19 protein-coding genes are annotated in these 26182 nt (G+C 54.3%); 10 read left to right on the top strand and 9 right to left on the bottom strand.

What is annotated here, in order from left to right:
- Positions 1-912 (bottom strand): 30S ribosomal protein S6--L-glutamate ligase, encoded by a 912-nt coding sequence (gene rimK / locus Kalk_RS15415; RefSeq protein ID WP_101895095.1) that lies wholly within the window; start codon positions 910-912, stop codon positions 1-3.
- A gap of 223 nt (positions 913-1135) precedes the next feature.
- Here rimK and Kalk_RS15410 point away from each other — a divergent pair, with 223 nt between their 5' ends.
- Both Kalk_RS15410 and Kalk_RS15405 read left to right on the top strand, forming a co-directional pair.
- Positions 1136-2185 carry a cyclic nucleotide-binding domain-containing protein gene (locus Kalk_RS15410; protein WP_101895094.1) on the top strand — a complete coding sequence of 350 codons (1050 nt, stop codon included), beginning with the start codon at positions 1136-1138 and terminating at the stop codon, positions 2183-2185.
- 85 nt (positions 2186-2270) lie between these two features.
- Entirely contained in the window at positions 2271-5090 is a 2820-nt protein-coding gene (locus Kalk_RS15405) for a hybrid sensor histidine kinase/response regulator (RefSeq protein ID WP_101895093.1), read from the top strand.
- Here the strand turns inward: Kalk_RS15405 and Kalk_RS15400 are convergent.
- Both Kalk_RS15400 and Kalk_RS15395 read right to left on the bottom strand, forming a co-directional pair.
- Positions 5078-6133, bottom strand: coding sequence for an AraC family transcriptional regulator (locus Kalk_RS15400; RefSeq protein WP_101895092.1), 1056 nt, complete (start codon positions 6131-6133; stop codon positions 5078-5080). The genes Kalk_RS15405 and Kalk_RS15400 overlap by 13 nt on opposite strands.
- 1 nt (position 6134) lies before the next feature.
- Positions 6135-7613, bottom strand: coding sequence for an AAA family ATPase (locus tag Kalk_RS15395; RefSeq protein ID WP_101895091.1), 1479 nt, complete (start codon positions 7611-7613; stop codon positions 6135-6137).
- A 144-nt stretch (positions 7614-7757) separates the two neighbouring features.
- On the opposite strand from Kalk_RS15395, the gene coq7 reads away from it, so the two are divergent.
- The 5 genes from coq7 to minE all read left to right on the top strand — a co-directional run bounded on the left by coq7 (position 7758) and on the right by minE (position 13314).
- On the top strand, positions 7758-8414 hold the full coding sequence (gene coq7 / locus Kalk_RS15390) for a 2-polyprenyl-3-methyl-6-methoxy-1,4-benzoquinone monooxygenase (protein ID WP_101895090.1): 657 nt from the start codon (positions 7758-7760) through the stop codon (positions 8412-8414).
- 105 nt (positions 8415-8519) lie between these two features.
- The gene (locus tag Kalk_RS15385; RefSeq protein ID WP_158643523.1) at positions 8520-11270 is read left to right on the top strand and encodes a hybrid sensor histidine kinase/response regulator; all 2751 of its coding nucleotides are present in this window, start codon (positions 8520-8522) and stop codon (positions 11268-11270) included.
- 207 nt (positions 11271-11477) lie between these two features.
- Complete coding sequence (minC, locus tag Kalk_RS15380; RefSeq protein ID WP_101896351.1) at positions 11478-12218, top strand: septum site-determining protein MinC; 741 nt, start codon at positions 11478-11480, stop codon at positions 12216-12218.
- Positions 12219-12238: 20 nt separating this feature from the next.
- Complete coding sequence (gene minD / locus Kalk_RS15375; RefSeq protein WP_101895088.1) at positions 12239-13051, top strand: septum site-determining protein MinD; 813 nt, start codon at positions 12239-12241, stop codon at positions 13049-13051.
- Complete coding sequence (minE, locus tag Kalk_RS15370; RefSeq protein ID WP_101895087.1) at positions 13051-13314, top strand: cell division topological specificity factor MinE; 264 nt, start codon at positions 13051-13053, stop codon at positions 13312-13314. Before minD ends, minE begins: the two co-directional genes overlap by 1 nt.
- Before the next feature lie 61 nt (positions 13315-13375).
- Here minE and Kalk_RS15365 read toward each other — a convergent pair whose 3' ends face one another.
- The 5 genes from Kalk_RS15365 to pomA form a co-directional block, all read right to left on the bottom strand.
- Entirely contained in the window at positions 13376-14134 is a 759-nt protein-coding gene (locus tag Kalk_RS15365; RefSeq protein WP_101895086.1) for a flagellar brake protein, read from the bottom strand.
- 171 nt (positions 14135-14305) lie between these two features.
- Positions 14306-15328: a hypothetical protein gene (locus Kalk_RS15360; protein ID WP_101895085.1), complete on the bottom strand. Its 1023-nt coding sequence runs from the start codon at positions 15326-15328 to the stop codon at positions 14306-14308.
- 64 nt (positions 15329-15392) lie between these two features.
- Positions 15393-16469 (bottom strand): AraC family transcriptional regulator, encoded by a 1077-nt coding sequence (locus Kalk_RS15355; RefSeq protein ID WP_101895084.1) that lies wholly within the window; start codon positions 16467-16469, stop codon positions 15393-15395.
- 69 nt (positions 16470-16538) lie between these two features.
- Positions 16539-17732: a flagellar motor protein MotB gene (locus Kalk_RS15350; protein ID WP_101895083.1), complete on the bottom strand. Its 1194-nt coding sequence runs from the start codon at positions 17730-17732 to the stop codon at positions 16539-16541.
- 12 nt (positions 17733-17744) lie between these two features.
- Positions 17745-18506 carry a flagellar motor protein PomA gene (gene pomA, locus Kalk_RS15345; RefSeq protein WP_101895082.1) on the bottom strand — a complete coding sequence of 254 codons (762 nt, stop codon included), beginning with the start codon at positions 18504-18506 and terminating at the stop codon, positions 17745-17747.
- A gap of 215 nt (positions 18507-18721) precedes the next feature.
- Between pomA and Kalk_RS15340 the strand changes: the two genes are divergently transcribed.
- The 3 genes from Kalk_RS15340 to dxs all read left to right on the top strand — a co-directional run bounded on the left by Kalk_RS15340 (position 18722) and on the right by dxs (position 21888).
- Entirely contained in the window at positions 18722-18964 is a 243-nt protein-coding gene (locus tag Kalk_RS15340) for an exodeoxyribonuclease VII small subunit (RefSeq protein WP_101895081.1), read from the top strand.
- Positions 18965-19861, top strand: coding sequence for a (2E,6E)-farnesyl diphosphate synthase (gene ispA, locus Kalk_RS15335; protein WP_101895080.1), 897 nt, complete (start codon positions 18965-18967; stop codon positions 19859-19861).
- Between the two features lie 113 nt (positions 19862-19974).
- A complete protein-coding gene (dxs, locus tag Kalk_RS15330) occupies positions 19975-21888 on the top strand; it encodes a 1-deoxy-D-xylulose-5-phosphate synthase (RefSeq protein ID WP_101895079.1) in 1914 nt (637 codons plus the stop codon).
- A gap of 4 nt (positions 21889-21892) precedes the next feature.
- Here dxs and Kalk_RS15325 read toward each other — a convergent pair whose 3' ends face one another.
- The gene (locus tag Kalk_RS15325; protein ID WP_158643522.1) at positions 21893-26167 is read right to left on the bottom strand and encodes a PAS domain S-box protein; all 4275 of its coding nucleotides are present in this window, start codon (positions 26165-26167) and stop codon (positions 21893-21895) included.
- Between the last annotated feature and the right edge of the window lie 15 nt (positions 26168-26182).

The raw sequence follows: 26182 nt of genomic DNA, 5'->3' as shown, positions 1-26182 counted from the left end.
TTATCCTTTTCCTACGGTTCGACTGCTGGCTTTACCGTCGATGATTTTCTTTTCCATAAAACTGATAATCATGCCGGCGACATCCTTACCGGTGGCACTTTCGATACCTTCCAGACCGGGGGATGAGTTCACTTCCATAACCAGGGCACCATGGTTAGAGCGAATCAGATCCACACCGGCCACATTGAGCCCCATGATACGGGCTGCCCGCACCGCCGTGGCACGCTCCTCTGGTGTAATTTTAACCAAAGTGGCACTGCCGCCCCGATGCAGGTTGGAGCGAAACTCTCCCGGCTTGGCCTGACGCTTCATCGCTGCCACCACCTTATCCCCAATCACCAGGCAACGAATATCGGCTCCGGAGGATTCAGCAATGTATTCCTGAATCAAGATGTTGGCTTTCAAACCAAGAAAAGCCTCGATAACACTTTCAGCCACTTTTCGCGTATCGGCCAATACCACACCGATGCCCTGGGTGCCCTCAAGAAGCTTGATCACCAACGGTGCGCCTCCCACCATGTCGATCAGATCGGGAATCTCATCCGGGGAGTGGGCAAAGCCGGTCACCGGCATTCCGATACCTTTACGGGAAAGCAACTGTAAGGAACGCAGCTTGTCACGGGAGCGGGAGATAGCCACCGATTCATTCACTGAGTACACACCCATCATCTCAAACTGGCGCACCACCGCGGTTCCGTAAAAGGTGATGGACGCGCCGATTCTGGGAATAACAGCATCGAACCCCTCCAGCGCCTTACCTTTATAATGGATGGTGGGTTTATGGGTTGCCATGTTCATATAGCAACGCAACGTATCCACCACCTGCACCTCGTGCCCTCTGGCTTCACCGGCTTCGATCAATCTTCTGGTGGAATAAAGTTTGGCGTTACGGGACAAAATAGCAACTTTCATGTGCAAATCCATGGTCTAAGGCAGAACATTCTGGGCCTGGGTTTTCAGCCCGTCGATGCGGCGTTTATACCAGATTCGATTCAGACTCGCCCGCTTATTTTTTGCAACATACGAGTGTATTTTGGCCCTGTTAGCTTAGCCCATAGAGCACGAATCACCCAATCCCACAACTTAGGCACCCTGATCTATACTTTTCCTACTAATCACCAGTACAGGAACCGTCATGGCCGAGCTCGCCCCCAACCTGGACCAGGACATCATCAAGCAGCTAGTCCCCTTCAATGAATTGCTGCGCCATCAGTTTCAGGAAGCGCTGAAGTGTTGTGACATGATCACCGCACCCCCCCGCAAAAAGCTGTTCAAGCGCGGGGAAGGCGATGCCTACTGGTACTACTTGTTGAAAGGCTCGGTTGATTTACTGGATGAAGACTTCAACATCACCAGTGTCAGCGCCGATGATCCGGAATGTCGACACGCCCTGGACAACCGCCCGCCGTACCGGTTTTCGGCCATTACCACGTCACAATGTGACATTCTCAGAGTCCACCGCCAGCGGCTGGATCTGGCGATTACTTGGGATCAGGCCGGTGAGTATGGCGTAGAGGAATCCGAAGAAGATGAAATCGACTGGATGTCGGCACTGTTGGAATCCGATGTATTCGCCAAGGTGCCCCCCGCCAACATCCAACGATTGTTCACTGCCTTCAAAAACATCGAAAAAGGATTGGGAGATGTTGTGGTGGCAGAAGGCGATCCGGGGGATCATTTTTATGTGATTCAGCATGGCAGTGCCTTGGTCAGCAAACGTGGGGCTCAAGGCCCTGAACAGGTAGCCAAATTAGGCCCCGGGGATTTCTTTGGCGAAGAAGCCCTGATCGGTGAAACCACCCGCAACGCTACAGTGACCATGGAAACCGATGGTGCGTTGATGTTTCTGGACAAAGAGGAATTCAAAAGCCTGTTGGAGCAACCTGTTTTAAACCGAATCACCGAACAGGATCTGCAGGCTATGCTGGCTGACAACACCGACCTGCAATTAGTGGACGTACGCCTCAGTGGGGAGTTCAAGCATTTCCACCGCGAGAACTCCATCAATATTCCCCTTAATAAACTGCGCGGGCGCAGCAAAGGATTGGATCGCTCGGTGCGCTATGTGGTGGTGGATAACGCCGGGCCTCGCAGCGAGCTGGGTGTTTATTTGTTAGTGAAGGATGGCCTGCAATCCTTTTTACTGAGCGCTGACGAAAGCAAGAATGTGCTAATAAATCCGTGAATCTATTCCGCAGGTGTGGGATTTGGTGTCCACACTGAATATACTTGGCACTAATTTAGCCACTTTAGCAGGATGCACCAACCCGATGACCCAGCGCGGAGTAAGCTACACCCGGAGACAGAGCGCCAGCTTCCTCTGCCTGCTGTTGTGCCTGCTTGTATCTCGGTCCGGCTTTGCCACCATTGCTATTACCTCCCCAAGTTACGACTTCAACATCACCCAGAACATCAGTTACTTTGAAGACACTGAACAGCAATACCGCGCTGATGATTTTTCCGATCCCCATTTACGCCAACAGTTCACCCCGACACGAACCCCAGTGTTGCGATTAGGGTACACCGATTCCACCTTGTGGTTACGCGTACAAGTGGAAAACCAAACCGCCAAGCCCACCAACGCCCTGATCTACATCAACCAGCCGAATATTGGTTACCTGGCCATTTACGAATCCACCCCCAATGCCACTACCCTGATCGAAAAAGCCGGCGGCATGACTGACAACATTACCGGTTTTGTACGCCACCGCTCACCGGTACTGCGCTTGTTTTTAAGCCCCTACCAAAGCTCGGAATATCTGATCGAAGTGCGCACCCACCAGTATATGTCCCTGGTGCTGAACATGTCTGACCCTGGCACCTTTTATCAGATGCAGTTCACACAACAGCTGATCATTGGCTTGGCGCTCGGTACGCTGTTAATGCTCAGCTTGCATGGGTGCGTTGGACTGGCCAGGAGTCGCGACAACAGTTATCTGAGCTTTGTTTTGTACACCCTGTGTATCGGTGTTTACGGAGCCTGCGCCTACGGTTATTTAGGCTACTACTGGTTTGCAGCACCCGAGCTACAGAGCCGACTGGAAACGGCGGCCCTGATCATGTTATTTGCCAGCAGTATCTACTTCAGCCGCAAATTGTTCGAGCTGCATCGCACCCGTCGTCACCTGGACAATATCAACCGCGCAATGCTTGCCATCATGTTACTCATGCTGATCGCAGTATTTTTTATTGATGTCAGAACCGGCTCCCGAATATCAGTGATACTGGCCCTGATCTGCGTGCCACTGAATTTCTATACCGCCGCCATGCGCGCTCTGGATGGCTATAACCCCGCACGCATCATGGTGATGCCACGACTGATAATCGTGTTCATCGGATTGATGACCGCACAAACTGTTTTCGGCATGCTGGCAGTGGAGATCGAAACCCTGCACATCCTGCTGGCCAGTTTGTTCATCGATTGCCTGGCCGGGGTGATGGCATTGAGTGTTCGCCAACGAAAAATTCGCAACATCGCGCAGCAGCAGCGTCAGCACGTGGCCATCCAAGAGGCCGAGCGCCGTGCCAAAACCGAGTTCCTGGCACAGCTTAGCCATGAAATACGTACACCCATGAACGGCATTCTGGGTATGGCTGAGCTGCTGGAGGATTCACCTCTTTCACCCTCCCAGGAAGACTACGTACGCACCATCAATGCATCGGGCAACAATCTGCTGAAGATTCTCGACGATATTCTGGATTACTCGAAAATTGAAACCGGCAATATGACCCTGGATATCACCTCATTCGATATCAGTGCCGTGCTGGCAGATTGCGTAGAAATGTATCGACAGCGAGCCGAAGAGAAAGGCATCGAGCTGATCACCCACATTCACAATAATGTGCCGTCTCAAGTGAAAGGTGACCCGACCCGCATCCGTCAGGTGCTGGCAAATTTGATATCCAACGCCATCAAATTCACGGATCATGGCGAAGTCATCATCGAAGTCTGCCCCGATGAAGAATGCGGCCACCACCATCTGCGCTTTGCCATCATTGATACCGGGGTGGGCATGACCCGGGAGCAGCTTCAAGAGCAGCTCCACCACGAACGGGATCACCTGGAACAACTCAGCCATCATGGCCTGGGGCTGCCCATTTCCCGGCAGCTGGTGCGCATCATGCACGGTGAAATCGGTGCCGAAAGCCAAGCCAACCGCGGCAGCACCTTTTGGTTCAGCATTCCCCTGGAGCCCGATCCTGACGGCCAGGACATACCTCTTTTTGCAGACCAGCTTAACGGTCTGCACCTGCTGGTGGTGGACGACAACGCATCCTGCCGCTTGGTATTACAGCAGCAGGCGTCCGGCTGGGGCATGAATGTATCCACCGCCATTAACGGCCGCCAGGCGTTGGCTATGCTGCACAATCAGGCAACGATTCACGAACCCTTCGACGTCGTGATTCTGGATCATGAGATGCCGGGCATGACCGGTATGGAACTGGCTGCCCGCATTAAAGAAGACCCACTGATCGACAACGACCCTCTGGTGTTGATGCTCACCGGGCTGGGCATGGCCCCCAGCGCGACGGCCGCCCGTAACGCAGGCATCCGACGCGTCATCAGCAAACCGGTAACCGGTCGCCTGTTGAAAGTCACGCTACTGGAGGAGCTGGCGCACGTACGCCGCATTCAGGCCGATCACCCCCGTGATAACAGCCGCAACGAACCCTTAGCCCCCATGCGTATATTGGTGGCAGAGGATCATCACCTCTCCCAGAAGGTAGTGCGAGGTATGCTGTCGCGCCTGGGCATGCAGGCGGTCACTGTGGATAACGGCCGCGAAGCGGTAAAGCTGGCGCAGGAGCAGGATTTTGATGTGATCCTGATGGATTGCGAGATGCCGGAAATGAATGGGTTCGACGCCACCCGCGCCATTCGACAGTGGGAACAGACGCAGCACCGCTCACCCATTCCGATCATCGCGCTGACTGCCCATATTATGGATGAACACAAAGAACGCAGCCTGGAATGCGGCATGAACGCCTATCTGGCCAAACCCATCGAACTCAGTGAACTGCGCGACGCCCTGATTCAATGGCAGGATCTACCCAGCAATAGCCAGGACAACGACGTTCAACCGGTCTGACGCTTACGGTACTGTTGAGGGGGCTCCCCAAACCAGCGCTTGAAAGCCCGCGAAAATGAGCTCTGTTCAGCAAACCCCAGCAAGAACGCCAGATCCAGCAAGGTCAAACTGGTATCCTGCATATACCCCAGCACCAACACCTGACGCACCCTGTCCACCACATCCTTGAAGCTCACCTCCGCCTGCCGCAGACGATTCTGCAAAGCACGGGGAGTTAGCTGTAAGCGCTCTGCCGCCATTTCCAGAGTTGGCTCACCGGCAGGCAGCAGATCCGACACCACCGCACGCAGCTCATTGACCAGGTTGATCTTCTGCTCGAATTCCCGCAGCAGCTCTTCTGCACGGGCATCCATCATCGCCTTGAGGCCGGGGTCAGAATGCACCAACGGCTGCTGTAAAAGTGCAGCATCAAACTCAATGCCACACCAGTCAGACTCCACATGCACCGGGCACTGAAAAATTGCTGCGTAGCGCTCCGGGTTTAGGCTGTGCGGCCCCGCGTCGCCATGATCAAAACAAACTCGCCGCAACGTCACCTCCGTTGGCAACAGGGAGCGACCATAAGTCACCCAGCCGGCCAACGCGGCCTCTTTCAGCAAGCGGATCCATTCCCCCTGAAACGGGCAATGCCAATGCAACTGGCAGCAATCTTCGCTGATCTTCAGCTCGGTGTGGCCCAGTTTACCCACCAGTTTTTCATAGCGAATCAGCCGATCAATGGCTTCCCCCAGGTTGGCGCTACTCATTATGGCGTAGCCCAACACCTGATAGGAGCGTGGTTGCACCAGTCGGCCAACCTCCAGCCCCAACCCGGTATCACCGGTTTGCTGCAGAATCTGCAAAAACAGCGCCGCCACTGCCGTGAATGGCACCATGTATTCAGGATCAGACAGATCGTGCTGGGAGATGCCGCTGTTGCGCAGCAGAGCATCCTGATCCAGACCATAATGCTGCACCAGACCGGGCAGAATGGAGTTGAGATAAGCTGCCGACAAACTGCTGGCCGAGTGCGCCAGTTGCAAATCAAACCCCGCCAGATCCATATCAGTCTGCCGCCACTGTGCGGCCTTGCGCCCAGCTTCTGAGATCCGCCAATTTCTCCCCCATCACCACAGAAAGCGGCTGGGTGCAGGCGACTTCTTCCAACAGATGCTGGGTGTCCAGCTCCACGGCCTCGGCTTGACACCGGTACAGACCAGACACCACCGCCTGCTCGATCTCGGCCCCCGAAAAGCCATCACAAGACCGCGCCAGCGCATCCAGATCCAGTCGATCAGGGTCATGGAAACGCTTACGCAGATGGATGGCAAAAATCTCCCGGCGCACAGTTTCCGAAGGCAGATCCACAAAGAAGATTTCATCCATACGCCCCTTGCGCACCAGCTCAGGAGGCAGTGTGGAAATATCATTGGACGTGGCCACCAGAAACACCGGCTGCTTGCGCTCCGCCATCCAGGTCAACAACGCCCCCAGCAAACGTTTGGAGGTGCCGTTATCACTGGCATCCACGGATAACGCCTTTTCAATTTCATCCAGCCACAATACGCAGGGGGATAGAGTGTCCGCCATAGACAGGGATTCCCGCAGGTTTTTCTCTGTCTCACCAATATATTTATTATACAGCGCAGAGAAATCCAGCCGCAGTAACGGCACACCCCACATTCCGGCAACAGCCTTGGCCGCCAGACTTTTGCCGCCACCCTGAACCCCCAGCAACAGCACGCCCTTGGGCGCATCCACCCCGGGCTGCGGATTAAGAAAATGCTCGCGCCGCTTGTTCAACCACTGTTTCAGGCCCACAAGGCCACCCACATCCGCAAAACTGGACGTATCGTATTCAAAGCTGAGTACGCCATCCATGCCCAGCAGCTCAAATTTAGCCCGGTTCAACTCGGGCAGGTCGGTGTCGGTTATGGCACCGTCATCAAAAATCGCCCCGCGCGCCAACCTCCGGGCATCCGAAAAGGTCAGCCCCCGCAAGTTCGCCACCAACTTAGTCAGGGTCTTGCTGTCGGTTTTCACCTTCATACCCCGATTCTGATGCGACCAAACACTGGCCTCCTCTTTCACCAGATGCATCAACTGCTCATCACTGGGCAGGGACAGATCCATGCGCCCACAATAACGGCGAATCTCCGGTGGAATGCTGAGGGCATGACTGAGCAGAATCAGGGTGTGGTGGTGATCGTCGTGGCGCATGGCGATTTCTTTCAACAGGCGCACATTTTTCGGATGATCCTGCAAAAACGGGTGAAAGTCGCATAACACATAGACCCCAGCGCGACCATTCTGCTTGATATGGGCCAGTGCTGAATCGGGTTCTGTAGTGAGGTGCTCTGCCACGCTGTGGGCCAAATCAACGCGCTGCACCCCCTCCGTAATCGACCAGACGAAAACCGGCTTGTTCTGCTTAATGCCCGCCAGTTTAATCAGGTCCAGCGCCCGCGGCTCCTCAAATGTCTCGATGACAATGAGCGGCACCCGCGACTGCATCATGATTTCCAGGTCCACCAGATCCGGCATAGGGACTTTCCTTGTTCTGATTGGTATGAATCATTTTTAAAACATGATAGTAACTAGAATAGGCGCAATGGGCTCTGCCCGCAGCGCTGCATAAGCTTTATAATACCCTGACTTGGCTAATGATGTTTTAGAAAAGGGCCCGCCATGAAGACCAGCACACCGCAACGCCGATACAGCCTATTCGATCGCCTGATTGGTCAGGCAGACAACGCCCTCCGTACCATGGCCGGAGGGCACCCAGGCACCAATCGCCCCAACCCCACCACCAACACTGAAATACCCGAACTGAGCCGCGCCGAGCAGCGCCATGTGGCGGGGCTGATGCGGGTCAATCACACCGGGGAAGTCTGTGCTCAGGCGCTGTATCAAGGTCAGGCAACCACCGCCCGCCTGCCTCGCATTCGCCGCCAGATGGAGATCTCGGCCCAGGAAGAAGAAGACCACCTGCAATGGTGTGAGCAACGCCTGCAAGAACTCAACAGCCACCCCAGCCTGCTAAACCCGGTGTGGTACGCTATGTCGTTTGGAATTGGTGCCGCCGCCGGAGCCATCGGCGATCGCTGGAGCCTGGGCTTTGTGGAAGAAACCGAACATCAGGTGTGTGCCCACCTTGAAACCCACATGGCGCGCCTGCCCTCTCAAGATGAACGCAGCCGCCGCATATTAGCCCAGATGCATGAAGATGAGGCTCACCACGCTGAAGCCGCCCGTAAAGCAGGCGCGATTCAACTGCCTTTTCCGGTTAAAAAGCTGATGACCGCCGTGGCCAAAGTAATGACCCAAACAGCCTACAGAATCTGAGGCTGTATAATAACCGGGCTGCACTATACTGAGCGTATGCATTTATTTCGGATCAATAATTTCAGACTGGGCCCCACAACAGTCGCCCAGGGCTTGCTATCGCTTTTGGTAATTCTGAGCGGTATAGGGCTGGCCTACGCCCACACTGCCTCCGTCACTCGCTCCCAAATTCAGCTCGATCACCACTTCACCTACGAAAGTGCTGCCCATAGCACGAGTTTTCTGCTGGATTCCAGTCAAAAGATGGATTTGCAGGACGTTATTCAAGCCAACAAATGGAAACAAATGGATCGGGGTTATACCAACTTCGGTTTCACCCAGGATCATCTCTGGCTGCGTCTAACGCTGCACAACGAAGGGCCCAAACAAACCTATATTGCCCGCCTGGAATATCCGCTACTGGATCACATCCAGTTCTATCAACCGGATGCCGATGGCCAGTACTTCGCATTAGAAACCGGAGATCAACTGCCTTTCAGTTCACGCCCCCTCAAGGATCGTTACTTCTCCTTTCCAGTCGAACTGGACAGCGGACAAAGCAAAACCCTGTACTGGCGAGTCAACAGCCGGGATACCCTGATTGTCCCCCTCACGGTGGCCACCCAGGACGCCTATGAAACGGATCAGCTGCACTCCATGATGCTGTTTGGCATGTATTACGGTGCCATCCTGGTGATACTGTTTATAAACTCGTTTCTGTTCTTCTTTCTACGGCAAAAAGCCCAGGTCTACTATGTTGCGCTGCTGGCGAACTACGCCATCGTTGAGCTTTCGCTCAATGGCACAGGCAACGTATATCTGTGGGGAGACATTCCCGAATTCACCAAGTTCGTGCGCCCCTTTGCTATTGGGCTGCTCAGCATCCTCACCGTCAAACTCACCAAAAGTTACTTTGGGTTGCGCACCCTGCGCTTAGGCAGAATCAACGTTGAACCCCTGATTATTATTGTAGGGGTCACGGCCATGATCACATCCCTGCTGGTGCCATTCTCCTGGGCGATTCAGATTTCCATGCTCGCCATGGTGATTGTGACACCCTATGTGCTAACGGTAGCGTTATACCAGCTCTATTTGAGAAAAAACGCAGCTCGCTACTACATAACCGGCTGGATCGGTTTCCTTGTGGGAGGGCTACTCAATATCCTGCGCGCTTTTGATCTGATCGAAGTCAGTTTTATTTCCACCTATGGCTCCCAAATTGGCTCCTTGTTTACGCTGGTCATACTTAACATGGGGCTCACCAACCAGTTTCGAGAATTTCAAAGAAACAGCGAACAAAGCAAAGAACGCATCATTCGCCAACAGGAAGTGCTCAACAAACAACTGGATCACGCGGTCACCGAACGCACGCAGGAACTTGAGGCGCAAAAACAGGAAGCCGACAATGCCCGCATGATTGCGGAACAGGCACTGGCCACCAAAAGTCAGTTCCTGGCCACCATGAGCCACGAAATTCGCACCCCCATGAATGGCGTACTGGGCATCACCCAGATATTAATGGACACCCCCCTCAACAGCCATCAGCGCCACCTGATCAGCACCATCAAACACTCAGGTGACACACTGGTGTCCATTATCAACGACATTCTCGACTATTCCAAAATCGAGGCAGGCAAACTCAGCACCGAAAAAATTGAGCTGAACCTTCGCAACCTGCTGGATGAATGCATCGAACTGTTCTCTTGCGCTACCGCCGAAAAACAGATCCGACTGATCCTGAGCGTCACGCCCGAAACCCCCATCACGGTCATGGGAGACCCTACTCGCCTGCGTCAGATCATCATCAATCTGCTGGGTAATGCGGTGAAGTTCACCGACAAGGGTTACGTAGCCCTGAAAGCCCATTTCGACAAAAGCCACTCGCAGCTGCGCATCACCATTATTGATACCGGCATCGGCATCAGCGATGAACAACAGCAAAAACTGTTTCAGTCTTTTTCCCAGGCTGATTCCTCAACCACCCGCAAGTTCGGCGGAACCGGCCTGGGTCTGGCCATATCCAAATCACTCACTCAACTGATGGGCGGCTGCATTGGCTTGAAGAGTACGGCGGGCAAAGGCAGCGAATTCTGGCTGGAGCTGCCCTGTAAAGCCATCATCTATCCAGAGCCCAACCCCGCCCTCAAAGGTAAACAGATTTTGATACTCGATCCACTGCCCGCAGCGGTAAACGGGGTGGCGGCGGCATTAACCGCATATGGCGTGATCACCTTTACAGAGCGGGACGAATTTTCTCCTGAACGGCTGGATCTGGTTATCCAGCACCTGCATCAACCGGCGAGCTTACGTCGATTTTCCTGCCCGACCCTTATTCTGCGCCCCCTGCAGGAAGCCGCGCCCAATAATGCCGCAAACATTCAAGATCCCTGCACCCACTCTCAGCTCATCCAGGCTGTTCTGCGCCAACTCACCGGGCGCGAGCAACCGGTTACCTCCCGTTATGAAGTGACTGATTTCAGCGATCTTAAAGTTCTGGTGGCAGAAGACAACGCCGTCAATCAGATGGTGGTGAAAGGCCTGTTAAAAAAATTCAACATAGTGCCGGATCTGGCCAACGACGGACTGGAAGCCATCCACTGTGTCCAGTCTGCTCCCGAGCCCTATGACCTTATTCTGATGGACTGCGAAATGCCCAATCTGGATGGCTATCAGGCCACCACACAGTTACGCCACCTGCCCCAATGCAGCCACACCCGCATAGTGGGGTTGAGCGCACACGCCATGCAAGAGCATCGGGAAGCAGGCCTGAAGGCAGGCATGAATGACTTTCTCACCAAGCCGTTGGCCATCGAAACCCTGGCCGAAGAACTGGCCATCACCTGCAGCTTGCGTCCGGTTGATTCATTGCCTAAATAAATTTCTCAAGCACGTTTTCAAATTCGCAACAAAAGATCACGAAATCGCAAACTTTTCCCTTTTATCTTTTCCAGTTCTGATACAATTGCGCTAAATCATGGTTTGAAAAAAGCGAACCTAGTGTCGCCATAAACTCCACTGGACAGGATGAACTCAAACCATGAGCCAATCAGAGCTGTTCAGAAAAACAGAATAAAACTGGAACCTATGCAGGATACAGAAGCCGCACTGGATTCGGAGGCTTGTTTCAAACTAAAAGGCAGCCGAGTCACCATGACCATTTTGGAGCTCTATCGTTACGATTATCAGAGCTTCAACGATGCCCTCTCCTCTACGGTTAGCAGCGCACCGGACTTTTTCCAACAAACCCCCGTAATCCTCAGCCTGGAGAAATGCCCAGCGCAGGATTTCATCGATTTTATCGAACTGGAAGAGCTGTGCCGCGAATACGGCATGGTGCCCGTGGCCGTCCGTGGCGGCAGTGAAGAGCAGATCGTCTCGGCCAATGTTGCGGGGCTGCCCAGCCTGCCTCCCGCCAGTATTGCCAGTAAAAGCAATGAGCCTGCCTCCGAATCCGCTGTTACCATTCGTGAAGTGGAAATCGAAGTAGAAGTGCCTGTGAGCGCCAACAAAGTGATCACAACACCGGTGCGCTCCGGCCAGCAAATCTACGCCCCCGGCGGAGACCTGGTGGTAATGGCACCGGTCAGCGCCGGTGCCGAGATCCTGGCCGATGGCAATATCCATGTATATGGCCCCCTGCGCGGACGCGCACTGGCGGGCGTTAAGGGCGATAACAGCGCCCGTATTTTCTGCCAAAGCCTGGAAGCTGAACTGATTTCCATTGCTGGCAACTATAAAGTCAACGAAGACCTGCAAGGCTCACTGTGGAAACAAGCCATCAAGGCAGAGCTCGAAGGCGATCAACTCATCATCAGTCCACTGTAATTTTTAAAGAGGATACGACATTGGCAGAGATTATCGTGGTGACCTCAGGCAAGGGCGGTGTGGGTAAAACCACCACCAGCGCAGCCATCGGCACGGGGCTGGCACTCAAAGGCCATAAAACTGTAATCATCGACTTTGATGTGGGTTTACGCAACCTGGATCTTATCATGGGCTGTGAACGTCGCGTTGTGTATGACTTCGTCAACGTCATCAACGGCGAAGCCAACCTCAACCAGGCCATGATCAAAGACAAGCGCGTCGACAACCTCAGCATCCTGCCCGCATCCCAAACCCGGGATAAAGATGCACTGACCCTGGAAGGGGTACAGAAGGTGCTGGATGACCTGAAAAAAACCTTCGACTACATCATTTGCGATTCACCGGCAGGCATCGAAAAAGGCGCACACATGGCCATGTACTTTGCCGATCGCGCGGTGGTGGTCACCAATCCTGAAGTGTCCTCTGTGCGTGACTCTGATCGCATCCTGGGCATTCTGCAAAGCAAAACCATGCGTGCAGAAAAGGGCGAAGCCCCTATTCAGGAACATCTACTGCTCACTCGCTACAGCCCGGAACGGGTAGAACGGGGCGAGATGCTGAGCGTTAAGGATGTAGAAGACATCCTGTCCATTCCCTTATTGGGTGTCATTCCTGAATCCAAAGCAGTTCTGTCTGCCTCTAACCAAGGCCAGCCTGTCATCATGGATGAAGAAAGCGATGCGGGTCAGGCTTATGATGACGCGGTACGTCGCCTGCTGGGCGAAGACGTTGAACACCGCTTTCTGAATGCCTCAAGAAAGGGCCTGTTATCGAGAATGTTTGGGGGGCGGTAATGAGCTTACTGGAATTCTTCAAAACCAAAAAGAAAAGTACGGCCAGTGTTGCCAAGGAGCGCCTGCAGATTATTGTGGCTCACGAGCGCGGCAGTCGTGGCCAGCCAGACTACCTGCCTGCTCTGCAGCGTGATCTGGTTGCAGTGATCAGCAAATACGTACCCATCACTGACGATATGGTGTCGGTAGCATTGGATCAGAACGAAGATTGCGCAGTACTGGAACTGAACATAACGCTGCCGGAAACGGAAATCGCCTCCTGACGGTGTTGCGCTGTAGCTAGGTATTATGGGCGGTGAGCGATCATCGCCCAAATGCTGGTTGCTAGGCTAAACCCGCCTCCAGTTCTTGCTGACGCTGCGCTCGCTGCATGCGCACCAGAAAGCGCTCAATGGTTTTGAGCTGACTGCTGTTCAAACCAGACATCATCGCACCCACCTCGGTATAGTCATCTTCCTGAGTCGACGGCATCAAATTCCGCACCGACAGCAGGCTCACCATGGGTGATTCCGCCCCCAGCCGCAAACACAGTTTGGCATCCTCTTCCAACACACTGAATGCGCCGGGAATAGACAAACGAATGCCGGAGGCCGACAGATCCAGCACCGTAGCCGCAAGGTTGCCTTGGCCCGGTAAGCGCACCACTGCATCCACAGGCATACGTCGATTTACGATGACGCGAAAGTGATGACGCCGCTGAGCAGCCATGATGTCTCTTGGCATCTCCAACACCAGCGCAGAGGCCTGATCCAGTTGCACCAGATCACAAACCCGGCTTTCAAAACGGGTTGCCAGCCCACCTTCACTGGTGGAGACTTTAATGCGACGCCCTACCCAGGATTGCACCGGAAACCGATGGGGAAACGGCTCATCCAGCAACAGACGATTTTGCTCCAGATCCACTTCCAACAGCAGGCTCTGAAAAACGTCCTCCACCCCACTGAAACGGGCTTGCAGCAAACGATGCTCACGCCGCAGCCGGAACAGGTGCATCACCTCCTCTGACACGGTTTGCACCGGCTCTGACTTGGTTGTATTTTTCTGTTGCCACCAGCTCTTCAATTTGGAGGACACGCCTTCCATGCCAAGGTTCTCCTTACGATTCAACCGCTTTAGAACAACTCAAAGCAAAGCCTTTGCCAACTGACCCAAACGCTGTAAAGGCGTTCAAAAACTGCATCATTCCGCCCAGAAACGGCAAGCCACTGCCACGGCTTGCCGCCTGCCATTGCCTGTTAAGGCAATATGCCGCCATTAACCCACTGCAGCAGTGAAAGCATCGCTGCCGTAGAAGTCAGACACCGTAGACCGGACTCGACTCTCCAGATACCGCCACAGGGCCTCTCGCCCCAGGATGCCCGGCAAAATCTGTTTCAGTTCACCGGCTATGTAATCTTCGGTGTAACCAATATCATTCACCAGATCGGCCAGCTTCTTATCGCCGTTTTCGTCCAGAATATGCTCAGCGATCTGACGAATCATGTTGTGGAGGTACTCGGCCCGGCGTATTTCATTCCACAAGTCATCACCGATAGCGATGGTTTCGTTGATATCTTCATCGGTAACGTAGTTTTTGAACTTGGAGAAGTCTTTCTCGCTAATGGTCTTCCAGAAGTGGTCTGCAATGGTTTTGATGTTGCTTTCTGACAGGGCGTTGTTGAGGATTTTCTCACTTAACTCCACCGAGCTGCGCAGGTTGCTGGTGATGAATTTTTTGATGGTGCCTTCCGCCGCACCTTCCAGCTTGGGCATCGCCTTGTTCAGGCCTTTGGCACCCGCTTTCATCAACGCCCCCATACCCGGCACTTTTTTCACCACAACGTTTTCGGTGGTGATGTAATCTTTAATGCCGTGGTAAAGCACATCGGTGATCAGCTCGCTGTAAATCGGGCTTTCCAGAATCATGCGGATCACATCCACACGAATTTTCTCAAACTTGGCGTAGTGACTGATGGCTTTGTCGTATTCGGCTTTGGGCACCAGGCTTTGAATCGTGGCACCGTCGTTAAATTCAGCCTGTATCCCGGTGATCACGCTTTTAACAACAATGTCCCTCAGCTCCTGATTAAAGGGGCCCGTTTCTACCAACCGCAGAATGGTGGTAACAAGCAACTCACGATCCAGGATGTCATTCAGTGACACCGTGGCACCCCATTCCCAGGCAGCCTTCAGCTCTCGGTCGATGGTGGCTTCAAGCCCCTCATCCTGCAAACGGTTCAGTAAGAATTGAACATGGGCTTCCTCTAGCTTGCTGGCCAGTTCAGTTTGATCAGTCATGATTTCCCCTCAAAAATTCAATAATGATGTTGGATTGCACTGTTGTTGTAGTCAGTCGGCCCAATCAGGGCTGGTTTTCTTTTTCGAGTTTCTGACGCCGGAAACGAGCCGGTGTCATACCCTCGCAACGCCGAAATGCCCGGCTGAAATTAGAGGCATCACTATAACCCAACGCCGAGGCGATGGCGTCTACGGATTGCCGTGATTCTGCCAGCATCTGCCTGGCTTGGTGCATACGCACCCGATCCAGGATCGCCTGAAAACTGGTGCCGTCTGCCTGCAGTCTGCGCTTGAAAGTACGGGAGGACAAATGTAACCGCGCCGCCACTTCATCCAGTTTGGGATAATTGGGCTCCGCTTCTTTCAACAGCCGATGTACACGGTACAGCAGGTCATCATCCACTTGTATGGTTTGTAATTCTTTCTGACATTGCGCTTCGGCCAATTGCCGGGCCAGGGGATCGGACAGGTTAAGGGGCCGCTGCATCAGGCTTTTCTGGAATATCAGCTGATTGGCGCTCTGGTTAAATTCCACCGGTGCCCGCTGCGGGAACCAGTGCTCCAGCTCTTCAAAATACGCAGGCTTGGCACAAACACGACGGCAGCTTACGCCTTTGGGAATCTCCCCCAACAGATTGATGCTCATCGTGCCAAAACTGGCCATCACAGATTCCAACAGAAAGGCGCTGGCGGGCCCCATATTCAGCAGTTCGTCTACCTGGAATATCACTTTGCCGTCTTGCTCAAACACGTCAAGAGCAAAAAAATCAAAACGGGTGCGGCAGTATTTAACCCCCAGCTGCAGAGCCTCCCCCAGGGTGGCTGCACTCATTGCCGCAAACCCCAGAAAACCGTGGGTAGACAGTTTCAACTGAAAACCGAACTTGAAGCCCAGGGCAGGGTCGGGGGACAGGCGCAGCGCGTTATTGATGAGCGCCTGATACTGACGTGCGGTAAGACGGCCCTCCAATGATTTGAGGGTTTCCAGGCGAATATCGGTGCCAGCCAACAGCTCAGCCAACAGCACGCCCTTTTCCACCAGCATTTCTACCAGCAGGGCGGCGTACACTGCGTTGGCACTGAGCTTGTCCAGCTCGATGTCCAGCTCTTTGTCGTTACCTGTCTGTGGAGGGGTGTCCATTAATTACCCGCGATTTGGCCTTAAATGACCAAACCATACCCGCCCAAAGGGGGGTATGGCAAGCTCAACTTAAAAGAACTCGTCTTCGGGCTTGGGCTGCGGCTTGGGAGCAAAGGGATCCACGGACAGGTCGAAGGGCGATGGTGAGGGTGTGCCATCGGCCTCGGGCTGGCCGCTTTGTGGTGCCTGATCCGCTGTCACCTCGGGGGGCTGTTCGCTGTCGATTACACTGATCACGTCTTTGGCTTCACTGGTTTGCTGATCGGCTTCATCACCGGACAGCAGCTCGAAGCCTTCCAGGTTCTCGATGCCAGCCTCTTTCAGCAATGCGGTATTGAACTCGGGATCCTCCGGCAGCTGCTCCTCCCCCGACAGGTACTTCTCATCTTCACTGCCCTGCTCGATAACGATCTCCACCCGCCGGTTACGACCCCGACTGGCCTCATCTTCGTTGGGCACCATCGGCTTGGTATCGGCAAAGCCCACCACCGTGAACTTGGTGGGATCCATATCGCTATTCTTCATCAGTTCATGGGCCACTGATACCGCACGACCGGAAGACAGCTCCCAGTTGGAGCGAAAACGGGCGGTGGAAATGGGCAGGTCGTCGGTATGCCCTTCCACCGAATAGATACCATCGATATCCTTAATTGCCTCGCGGATTCGATCCATAATCGGGATAAAACTGGATCGCAGCGTGGCCGAACCACTGGGGAAAGACCCCTGCTCCTTGACCCTGATCACGATGCGACGGTTGCGGGTTTCCAGCTCCACCGCCCCGCTCTGAATATCCTCTTTCATCGCCGCCGCGACCTCTACAGCGTCCGCCTGGGTCATGGCCACCAGTCGCTCCAGGATCTCGGCAGAGTGATCCGACGCTGCCGCTTTGGACTCATCCTGGGAATCCTCCCGCTCCTGCTTGTCATCGGGCGCACACAGCACTTCCAGAGTATCGCTCATGGTTTCCGTGGTGGACTGACGCACCTCATTGAGTGGCGTGGGCTGCGGCCGGCCGGGGGAGAACTCCTGGGCGATGATCGAGGTACCCTTGGGCATCTCCTTCATCTTGATCTGATCCTGCACCCCAAAGGCATCCTTCATGGAACCCGCCACTTGCTTGTATTTCTGAATGTCCATCTCCGAGAATGCCAGCAGCAGCACAAAGAAACACATCAGCAACGACATCAAGTCAGCAAAGGTAGCGAGATAGGCGGGAAGCCCTTTCGGGCATTCAGGGCAGTCGCAATCGTCTTCGTCAGCCATATATCCTCTCCCTTACGCCTCTTCTTCGCTGGCGCGCTTGGAGGCAGGCAGATAGGTTTTGAGCAGGCCCTGAATAACACGAGGGTTCTGACCGGCCTGAATGGCCAACAAAGCATCAATAATCATAGATTGAATGCGCGCCTCCTCCTCCGATCGCATGGCTACCTTATCCGCAACCGGCAGTGCCCACATATTGGCAATCATGGCACCGTACAGCGTGGTCAGCAGTGCCACCGCCATAGCCGGGCCAATGGCCTTGGGATCATCCATGGCAGACAACATCTGCACCAGACCGATCAGCGTACCGATCATGCCCATGGCCGGTGCCGTATCGCCCATATTTACGAAAATCGCTTTACCGGTGGCGTGGCGTGACAGGCCCTCCCGCATATCTTTGCTCAGAATACTCTTCACCACCTCAGGATCATGCCCATCCACCAGTAACTGAATACCCTTTTGCAGAAAATCGTTGGAGACCTCCTTGCCTTCCAGAGACAGCAGCCCGCCCTTGCGCGCCAGATCCGCCAGCTCCACCACCTCAACAATGATTTCTTCAGGCGAAGACAGCTTGGACTTGAAGGATTTGTTCATCACCTTCATGGCCCCCAGGAACTGCCCCAATGAGTACTTCGCCATGACGGCAAAAATCGTCCCCCCCACCACAATCAATATGGAAGGTATATTCAAAAAGATCATCACATCGCCACCGGTGACCATGGCCATCACCACAATCACCAACGCACCAAGTAATCCTATGAGGGTCGCTAAATCCACACCCCTACTCCATTTGACTAAAAAACGTTCAACATTTTGACTGAAAGTGGCCTACACAACTAAGTCTAGACAGGAATTGGAGAAATTCCGCAATCCTGACGTATTGTGATTTATTCTGGCACCGCATTGACCTCATCATCCCGATGGCCGAAACTTGCGCCCTCACACAAACACCGGCCACCGCGTCGCCCCAGCCCCACCCATCAGGAGACATCATGGCGAAGAAAAAAACCGCTATCGACTTCGAGCAATCCCTGCAAACACTGGAACAACTGGTGGAATCCATGGAAAGCGGCGACATGACCCTGGAGAAATCCCTGGAGGCATTTGAACAGGGCATCAAGCTCACCAAAGAATGCCAGCAGGCCCTGAAAGAAGCGGAGCAGAAAGTGGAAGTACTTCTGAATCAGAATGGCGAAGAGACACTGGCTCCATTCAAGGAAGAAGACGCCGGTTAAATGAACGAATTTCAGTTGGATCAGTATCTAAAACAGTGCCAGCAGCAGGTAAATCAGCGGCTGGAATACTGGCTGCAGCAGCAAAATGGCCTGGCTCCCCGTCTGGTTGAAGCCATGCGTTACGCCACCTTCAATGGCGGCAAGCGGGTGCGTCCGGTGCTGGCCTACGCAGCCGCACAGGCCGTAGACGGTGAAACAACCCTGGCCGACGACGTGGCCGCCGCCCTGGAAATGGTGCATTCCTACTCATTGGTGCACGATGACCTGCCCGCCATGGACGACGACGATCTGCGTCGGGGCAAGCCCACCTGCCACATAGCGTTCGACGAAGCCACCGCCATACTGGCCGGAGACGCCCTGCAATGCCTGGCCTTTGAAGTGCTGACCCGATCCCCGGTGTCCATGACAGACCGCACCCGCCTGCGGCTGATCCAGCTGTTGGCCACCAACAGTGGCACTCAAGGCATGGCAGGAGGCCAGGCACTGGATCTGGCCGCAGAAGGACAACAGCTTACCTTGCAGCAGCTGGAAACCATCCACCATCACAAAACCGGCTGCCTGATTCGGGCCAGCGTCGCCATGGGCGCACTCACCCGGCCAGAGGTGAACGAAGATCAGCTGCAAGCCTTGGATCACTACGCCCAGGCCATCGGCCTTGCCTTTCAGGTGCAGGATGACATTCTCGATGTCATTGGCGAAACCGAACAACTGGGTAAGCAGCAAGGCGCAGACCTGGCACTGGCCAAAGCCACCTATCCTGGCTTGTTGGGGTTGGAACAAGCCCAGCAACTGGCGCGGGAGCTGAGTGAAAAGGCCATCACCGCCCTGCAAAATTTTGGCCCATCAGCCACCCCACTGCGGGAACTGGCGCGCTACATCGTTTCCCGCAGCCACTGACACACAGGAAATTAACCCCTAAATTAAACCCGAACGTTATTTTTGGCTCCCAGACTCGTATAATGGGGGATTACCCCGTACCTGACCGGATTGGCATACAGGCAATCAATTTGATGTTTACCGAAATACCACTCACCCGTCCCAGCACGCCACTGCTGGACCTGATCGACAGACCCGCCCAGTTGCGCACACTGGATCAGGAGCTGCTGCCCCAGTTGGCCAACGAACTGCGGCACTACATGATGTATGCGGTGGGCAAGAGCGGCGGTCATTTCGGTGCCGGGCTTGGCGTGGTGGAACTCACCATCGCCCTGCATTACGTGTTCAACACCCCGGAAGACAAACTGGTATGGGACGTAGGCCATCAAACCTACCCCCACAAAATACTCACCGGTCGCCGGGATGACATGACCACCCTGCGTCAGCGTGGCGGCATTGCCGGGTTCCCCAAACGCAGCGAAAGCGAGTACGACACCTTTGGTGTAGGTCACTCCAGCACCTCCATCAGTGCCGCGCTGGGCATGGCCCTGGCCAGCCGCGCCCAAGGCCGCAACAACAGCAACGTGGCCATCATCGGCGATGGCGCGCTGACCGCCGGGATGGCGTTTGAGGCACTCAATCATGCCAGCCACACCAAGGCCAACATGATTGTCATCCTCAATGACAACGAAATGTCCATTTCCGAGAACGTAGGCGGCCTCTCCAATTACCTATCCCGAGTCTGGGCCAGCCGCACTTACAATTCACTGCGGGAGGGCGGCAAAAAAGTCCTCGAGAACATGCCCGCCGCCATGGAATTCGTGCGCCGCACCGAAGAGCACATGAAAGGGCTGGTGTCCCCCGGCACGCTGTTTGAAGAGCTGGGCTTTAACTACATCGGCCCCATAGATGGTCACAACCTGGATAAGCTGGTGACCTACTTAGGCAAGCTGCGCGAGATCCCCGGCCCCCACCTGCTCCATGTGTTTACCCGCAAGGGGCGCGGGTTCTATCCCGCCGAACAGGATCCCATCGGCTACCACGCCCTATCTAAAATTGAACCCAAACCCCCGGTAAAAAACGCCGCCCCCAAACCCAAGCCACCCAAATACAGCGATGTATTCGGCCAATGGCTGTGCGACATGGCGCAGCAGGATAAGCGTCTGGTGGGCATCACACCGGCCATGCGCGAAGGCTCCGGCATGGTAGAGTTCTCCAGGCAATTTCCGGATCAATATGAAGATGTCGCCATCGCGGAACAGCACGCTGTCACACTGGCGGCCGGACTGGCCTGCGAAGGGCAGAAGCCTGTGGTCGCCATCTATTCCACGTTTCTGCAGCGAGCCTACGACCAACTCATTCACGACGTCGCCCTGCAAAACCTCGATGTCACCTTCGGCATCGACCGGGCCGGTCTGGTGGGTGAAGACGGCCCCACCCATGCAGGCGCCTACGACCTCAGTTTCATGCGCTGCATTCCCAACATGCTGATCATGGCGCCTTCTGATGAAAACGAATGCCGCCAGATGCTGTATACCGGCTACCAATACACAGGGCCTGCCGCCATTCGCTATCCCCGCGGGACCGGCACCGGTGCCACCATACAGAAAACCATGACCGCTCTGCCAATAGGTAAAGGGCGCATGGTTCGTCGGGGCTCAGGCACAGCTATCCTGGCGTTCGGCGCATTGGTCACTGCCGCTAAAGCCGCAGGTGATACCCTGTCCGCCAGTGTGGCAGACATGCGCTTTATTAAGCCCATCGATGAAGAGCTGATTCTGGAACTGGCCAACACTCATGAATTGCTGGTAACTGTAGAAGAAAACGCCATCCAAGGTGGCGCGGGATCGGCCGTCTGCGAAGTGCTGGCAAAACACGGCATTGTCATGCCGATTCTGAATCTTGGTATTCCCGATTACTACGTGGATCACGGCAAGCCCACCGAGATGATCGCAGAGTGTGGGTTGAATGCAGAAGGTATTGAGCAATCCATTCGCCAGCGCCTGGATCTACTGGCCCGCAACAAACTGAATAAAAACGCCGTTTAGACGTTCAGAGATCTTCCAGCAAGCTCAAACTGTCCTCGAAGCGCAGCTCGTCCATGGCATCCACCAGCGAGCTGACTTTGCTCTCCCCCAGCTTCTGTTTCAACATTGATTCGATACTATTGAAGATATCCACCGCCTCAATATCGGAACTCTTCAGGCTGTCCCGTAACTGCTGCAATTTGAGAGTAAACTCCTGATCGTTCCACTCGTACTCAATGCCCGATACCCCATTGCTGGCACGGTATTGCACCAACCAATTGCCAGCTACCGCAACCATGTCCTGTAATGCCTGGGTAAAATCCTGCAACAGCGCTTCATAGTCCTCTCCCTGATTCTGCTTTATCGCCTGCTCCAAAGCCTGTGCCGCGGCCATCACCCCATTGGCACCAAAGTTGCCCATCGACCCTTTCAGCGTATGAAAATGACGAGCAGCCTCTTCGTAACGCTGCTCCTCTAACAGGCGTCGCCCAGTATCCACCGGCAACATTTGCTCGGCCACAATACGTTCGATCATATCGACAATGTCTTTTTCACGGGCAGGTTTACCCCGCACAAACCCCATGATCCGCTCTGGATCAAATACACCTTGCTTGATCAACGGCTGCGTTGAAGGCAACACCTCCGCAGCAACCACAGCCGGTTCTGCCTGCGAAGCTCGAACCGACACATATCGGGAAATGGTTTTCAGCATCGTGGGAATATCCAAAGGTTTGCCAATAAAATCATCCATGCCTGAATCAATACATTGCTGTCGCTCAAACGCCAACACCCCCGCTGTCATCGCTATAATCGGGACAGTCAGGTGCAGCTCGTCACGAATTTTGCGAGTAGCTGTGAACCCATCCATCACCGGCATCTGTACGTCCATCAACACGGCATCATAAGACGCCGCATTATCTCGCAATCGCTGCAATGCATCAGCACCGTTATCGGCAACTTCAACATGGGCACCAGCCTGCTCCAGCACCCCCATAATAATAACCTGGTTGGATGGCGTGTCTTCCACCAGTAAGAGATGCACACCATCAAGCCGTGCCAACTCCACTGCGGGCCGCTGTTTAACCAACGCCGATTCATTGGCAAACCGGCCCAAGGCTTCGCTGATTCCATCCAGCAAGATCGAGCTGGTGATCGGCTTGGACAACATGACCACTTTATTACTGGATAACGGGCTGTTCGATAGCTTCTCCCGACTGACATGACCAACGAGCTTAATGCTCGGCAATGTCATCGCCAAAGCATCCAGCGCTTCGGCAGCATCAAGATTCTGATTGAATATCAGCACATCAAAGTTACTGCGTCGCGCTTCGATCAGCTTACGGGCAGCCGCTGATGATTCAACTTCTTCGCACTGCCAGCCCCAACTATCGCAATAGGCTCGCATGGCTCTACGCGAGGCAGCACTGGCATCGGCAAGTAACACCCGGCGATTGCGATCGGGCTCAACTGGCCGCTGTGTGTCGCTTGCATCAATATCCAAAACCACTTGCGCACAGAACTCGGAGCCTTTGCCCGTTTGGCTGCTGACCCGTATCTGCCCTTGCATCAGCTCCACCAGCTTTTTGCAGATGGTAAGACCCAAACCGGTTCCGCCAAAACGTCGGGTAATGGAAGAATCAGCCTGGGAAAACGCTTTAAACAAAGAGGCTAATTGTACGTCATCCATACCGATTCCGCTGTCCTGCACACAGACTTCAATCGTTGCACGGTTACCCTCTTGAGCCACCAACGAGAAAGCAACCACCACCTCACCCTCTTCGGTAAACTTGATGGCATTACCGGCAAGGTTTACCAACACCTGCTGGAACCGCATGGCATCCCCCACCAAATTGCGCGGAATCTTAGGGTCCACCTCAATCACCAGTTCAATATTTTTCTTGGCGGCATTGCCAGACATAATGGTTGCCAACGGTTCGATGACATCAGTGAGCAGAAATGGCTCATGGGACAATTCCATCTTGCCTGCCTCAATTTTGGAAACATCCAGCACATCATTCAACAAAGCCAACAAGGCCTGCCCGGCGGCAGAAATCATACCCACATGATTACTTTGCTTTTTATCCAACGTGGTATAGCTGAGCAACTGAGCCGCACCCAAAACGGCATTTAATGGCGTGCGGATTTCATGACTCATATTGGCCAGAAACTCAGTCTTGGCGCGATTGGCGCTCTCGGCCAAATCACGGGAGCGCTGCAATACCCGCTCGGCTTCCTTCTGTGCGGTTATGTCATACACGTTCACAATGGTATGGATCACACCATTCAATAATAGCGGGCTGTACTCCAGGGACACCGTCAGGGTTACGCCATCCGCTCGCAAGGCTGCCCAATCGGTTTCCTCCTGGGTTTCACGCACAGATTGCGCTCCGGTCTGCCGCCAGGCGTTAAATTGCGGTAACAGCGCTGAAATATTAGTGCCCTGCATATTTTGATCGAATGCAAATAACTGATGGGCCCGACCATTGGCATTCACGATTCTACCTTGCGCATCCAGCACCAGCATCGCACCCGGAGCCAACTCGAATAGTGATTCGAATTCATCACGCATCTGCCGCGCCAATTTGATCTGCTGCTCCAGCACGTTATGCGCTGCACGGATCTCTTTCTCGGCGGTTTTCTGCAACGCAATATCACGGGCCACCCCCAGATAACCGGTAATGGCTCCGACCTGATCACGCACAACCGTCACCGTGAGGTTAACCGGTATTCGCTGACCATCCTTGCGCACGTAGGTCCATTCCTGTGAGGTTGCCTCACCTAATCTGGCTTTGGCCACAAACACTTCAAACCCTTCAACCGGATAACCCAGCTCTGCAGTCAACCGGGCACCTTCTGCCGCCACCTCCTGCAGATCGTGGAACAACGCCGGACTTGCCTTACCCACCAATTCCTCGCGGGTGTAACCCAATAGCCGTTCTGCTCCGGCACTGAACAACTCGATGACGCCCTCCGTCGAGGTGGTAATAATAGAAAACTCGCTGGCCGCCTCGATCACTGCATTGAGTTTTTCTTCTGCACTTTTGACCGCTTTTTGTGCCGAAACCAGCTCACTGACATCCCAGTTCATGCCCACCATGCGCACCGCTTCACCGGCCGCGTTCCGAATAACAATGCCCGCAGCTTGTATCGAACGATAGCTGCCGTCTTCCTTACGCAACCTGAACTGGGTTCGATAATCCGCTTTACCCGCCAAGGCATCGTTCAACGATTGCTCAGCCATGTGCACATCATCCGGATGCAATCGGGTGCGCCACAAATCCACGCTCAACGGGTCATCGCAGGGGCCGATATCATAAAGCCGACGCATACGATCATCCCAAAACACATCGTCGTTAGGCAGATCCCAATCCCATAATGCCAATTCCACCGATTGAGAAGCCAGTTCCAGGCGCTCCTCCAATGTAGAGAGCTGATGCTGACGACGACGAATCTCATCCACCGCCAATCCCAGCATCATCGGCCCAAACACCACAGCGGCACTGGCCGCCCACACCTCGCGAATATCAGAATCCACCTGCAAAATAGGGAACTGCCACCACCCCCAGGCGACACCGGCCCCCAGAATCAGGAAAGTCAGATTGGCCAGAACAGCAACCGTTACCATGCCGTAGAGCAGAGCAATCGCCATCAAAGGAAGTGTCAAATAGGCAAACGGGAACTCGACGAATTTCAGCACCACAAAACTGACCGTAAACAGTCCGATCAACAACAGGGTGCTGGTGGAAAGCTGATGCGATGCAACCAGCCGCCGATACCCCAAGTTGGCGAAAACGAGCGCAGGCAATAACAACAGAACCGCGCCGATGGCCTCACCCAGCCACCAATTAAAGAAGGTCTCGCCCCACGCCACCGCCTGCTCGTACCAGATCACCGACGCCCCAAGCGCTGCAGCAACAGGAACCGCCAACAAGACGTAGACCGCAAGAATCACAGCAGCATCTCTGACCGTAAGCTGATCTCTACAACGGGGCTTCAGCAAAATCACCGCCAGATAGATGCCCAGAACTTTGGCGGCAGAGCCTCCCATTGCAAACAGCAAGCTATCGCCATAGAGCCCAGAGACCGCGCAATTGGCGAGCAAAGCAGAGATATACAAAGGAATATCGGAGTGCTGACGGTTACCTATTATCCAGGCTGTAGCGATGCTGGCAGGCAGCCATACCAAGGCAATGCGGTGTCCGTGATCGGAAACACCATAGGAAAAGGCAGCCAGGAGCACATACACTGCCCCCAGAAGCAACGCATTCAATAATACTTGGGAGGATCTATTTAGGCTCACTGCGCCAGCCAATCC

This window comes from Ketobacter alkanivorans, assembly GCF_002863865.1.
Lineage (GTDB): Bacteria > Pseudomonadota > Gammaproteobacteria > Pseudomonadales > Ketobacteraceae > Ketobacter > Ketobacter alkanivorans.
This window is presented reverse-complemented; position numbering and strand designations above follow the sequence as displayed.

Bases quoted from the DNA above. Each gene is read 5' to 3' on its own strand.
- Kalk_RS15395 (WP_101895091.1), bottom strand. From the start codon at position 7,613: ATGCCGGATCTGGTGGACCTGGAAATCATGATGCAGTCGCGGGTGCCG.
- Kalk_RS15355 (WP_101895084.1), bottom strand. From the start codon at position 16,469: ATGGACACCCCTCCACAGACAGGTAACGACAAAGAGCTGGACATCGAG.
- ispA (WP_101895080.1), top strand. From the start codon at position 18,965: ATGAACGAATTTCAGTTGGATCAGTATCTAAAACAGTGCCAGCAGCAG.
- Kalk_RS15405 (WP_101895093.1), top strand. From the start codon at position 2,271: ATGACCCAGCGCGGAGTAAGCTACACCCGGAGACAGAGCGCCAGCTTC.
- coq7 (WP_101895090.1), top strand. From the start codon at position 7,758: ATGAAGACCAGCACACCGCAACGCCGATACAGCCTATTCGATCGCCTG.
- Kalk_RS15350 (WP_101895083.1), bottom strand. From the start codon at position 17,732: ATGGCTGACGAAGACGATTGCGACTGCCCTGAATGCCCGAAAGGGCTT.
- Kalk_RS15400 (WP_101895092.1), bottom strand. From the start codon at position 6,133: ATGGATCTGGCGGGGTTTGATTTGCAACTGGCGCACTCGGCCAGCAGT.
- dxs (WP_101895079.1), top strand. From the start codon at position 19,975: ATGTTTACCGAAATACCACTCACCCGTCCCAGCACGCCACTGCTGGAC.
- Kalk_RS15410 (WP_101895094.1), top strand. From the start codon at position 1,136: ATGGCCGAGCTCGCCCCCAACCTGGACCAGGACATCATCAAGCAGCTA.
- Kalk_RS15365 (WP_101895086.1), bottom strand. From the start codon at position 14,134: ATGGAAGGCGTGTCCTCCAAATTGAAGAGCTGGTGGCAACAGAAAAAT.
- minE (WP_101895087.1), top strand. From the start codon at position 13,051: ATGAGCTTACTGGAATTCTTCAAAACCAAAAAGAAAAGTACGGCCAGT.
- rimK (WP_101895095.1), bottom strand. From the start codon at position 912: ATGAAAGTTGCTATTTTGTCCCGTAACGCCAAACTTTATTCCACCAGA.
- Kalk_RS15340 (WP_101895081.1), top strand. From the start codon at position 18,722: ATGGCGAAGAAAAAAACCGCTATCGACTTCGAGCAATCCCTGCAAACA.
- Kalk_RS15360 (WP_101895085.1), bottom strand. From the start codon at position 15,328: ATGACTGATCAAACTGAACTGGCCAGCAAGCTAGAGGAAGCCCATGTT.
- minC (WP_101896351.1), top strand. From the start codon at position 11,478: ATGCAGGATACAGAAGCCGCACTGGATTCGGAGGCTTGTTTCAAACTA.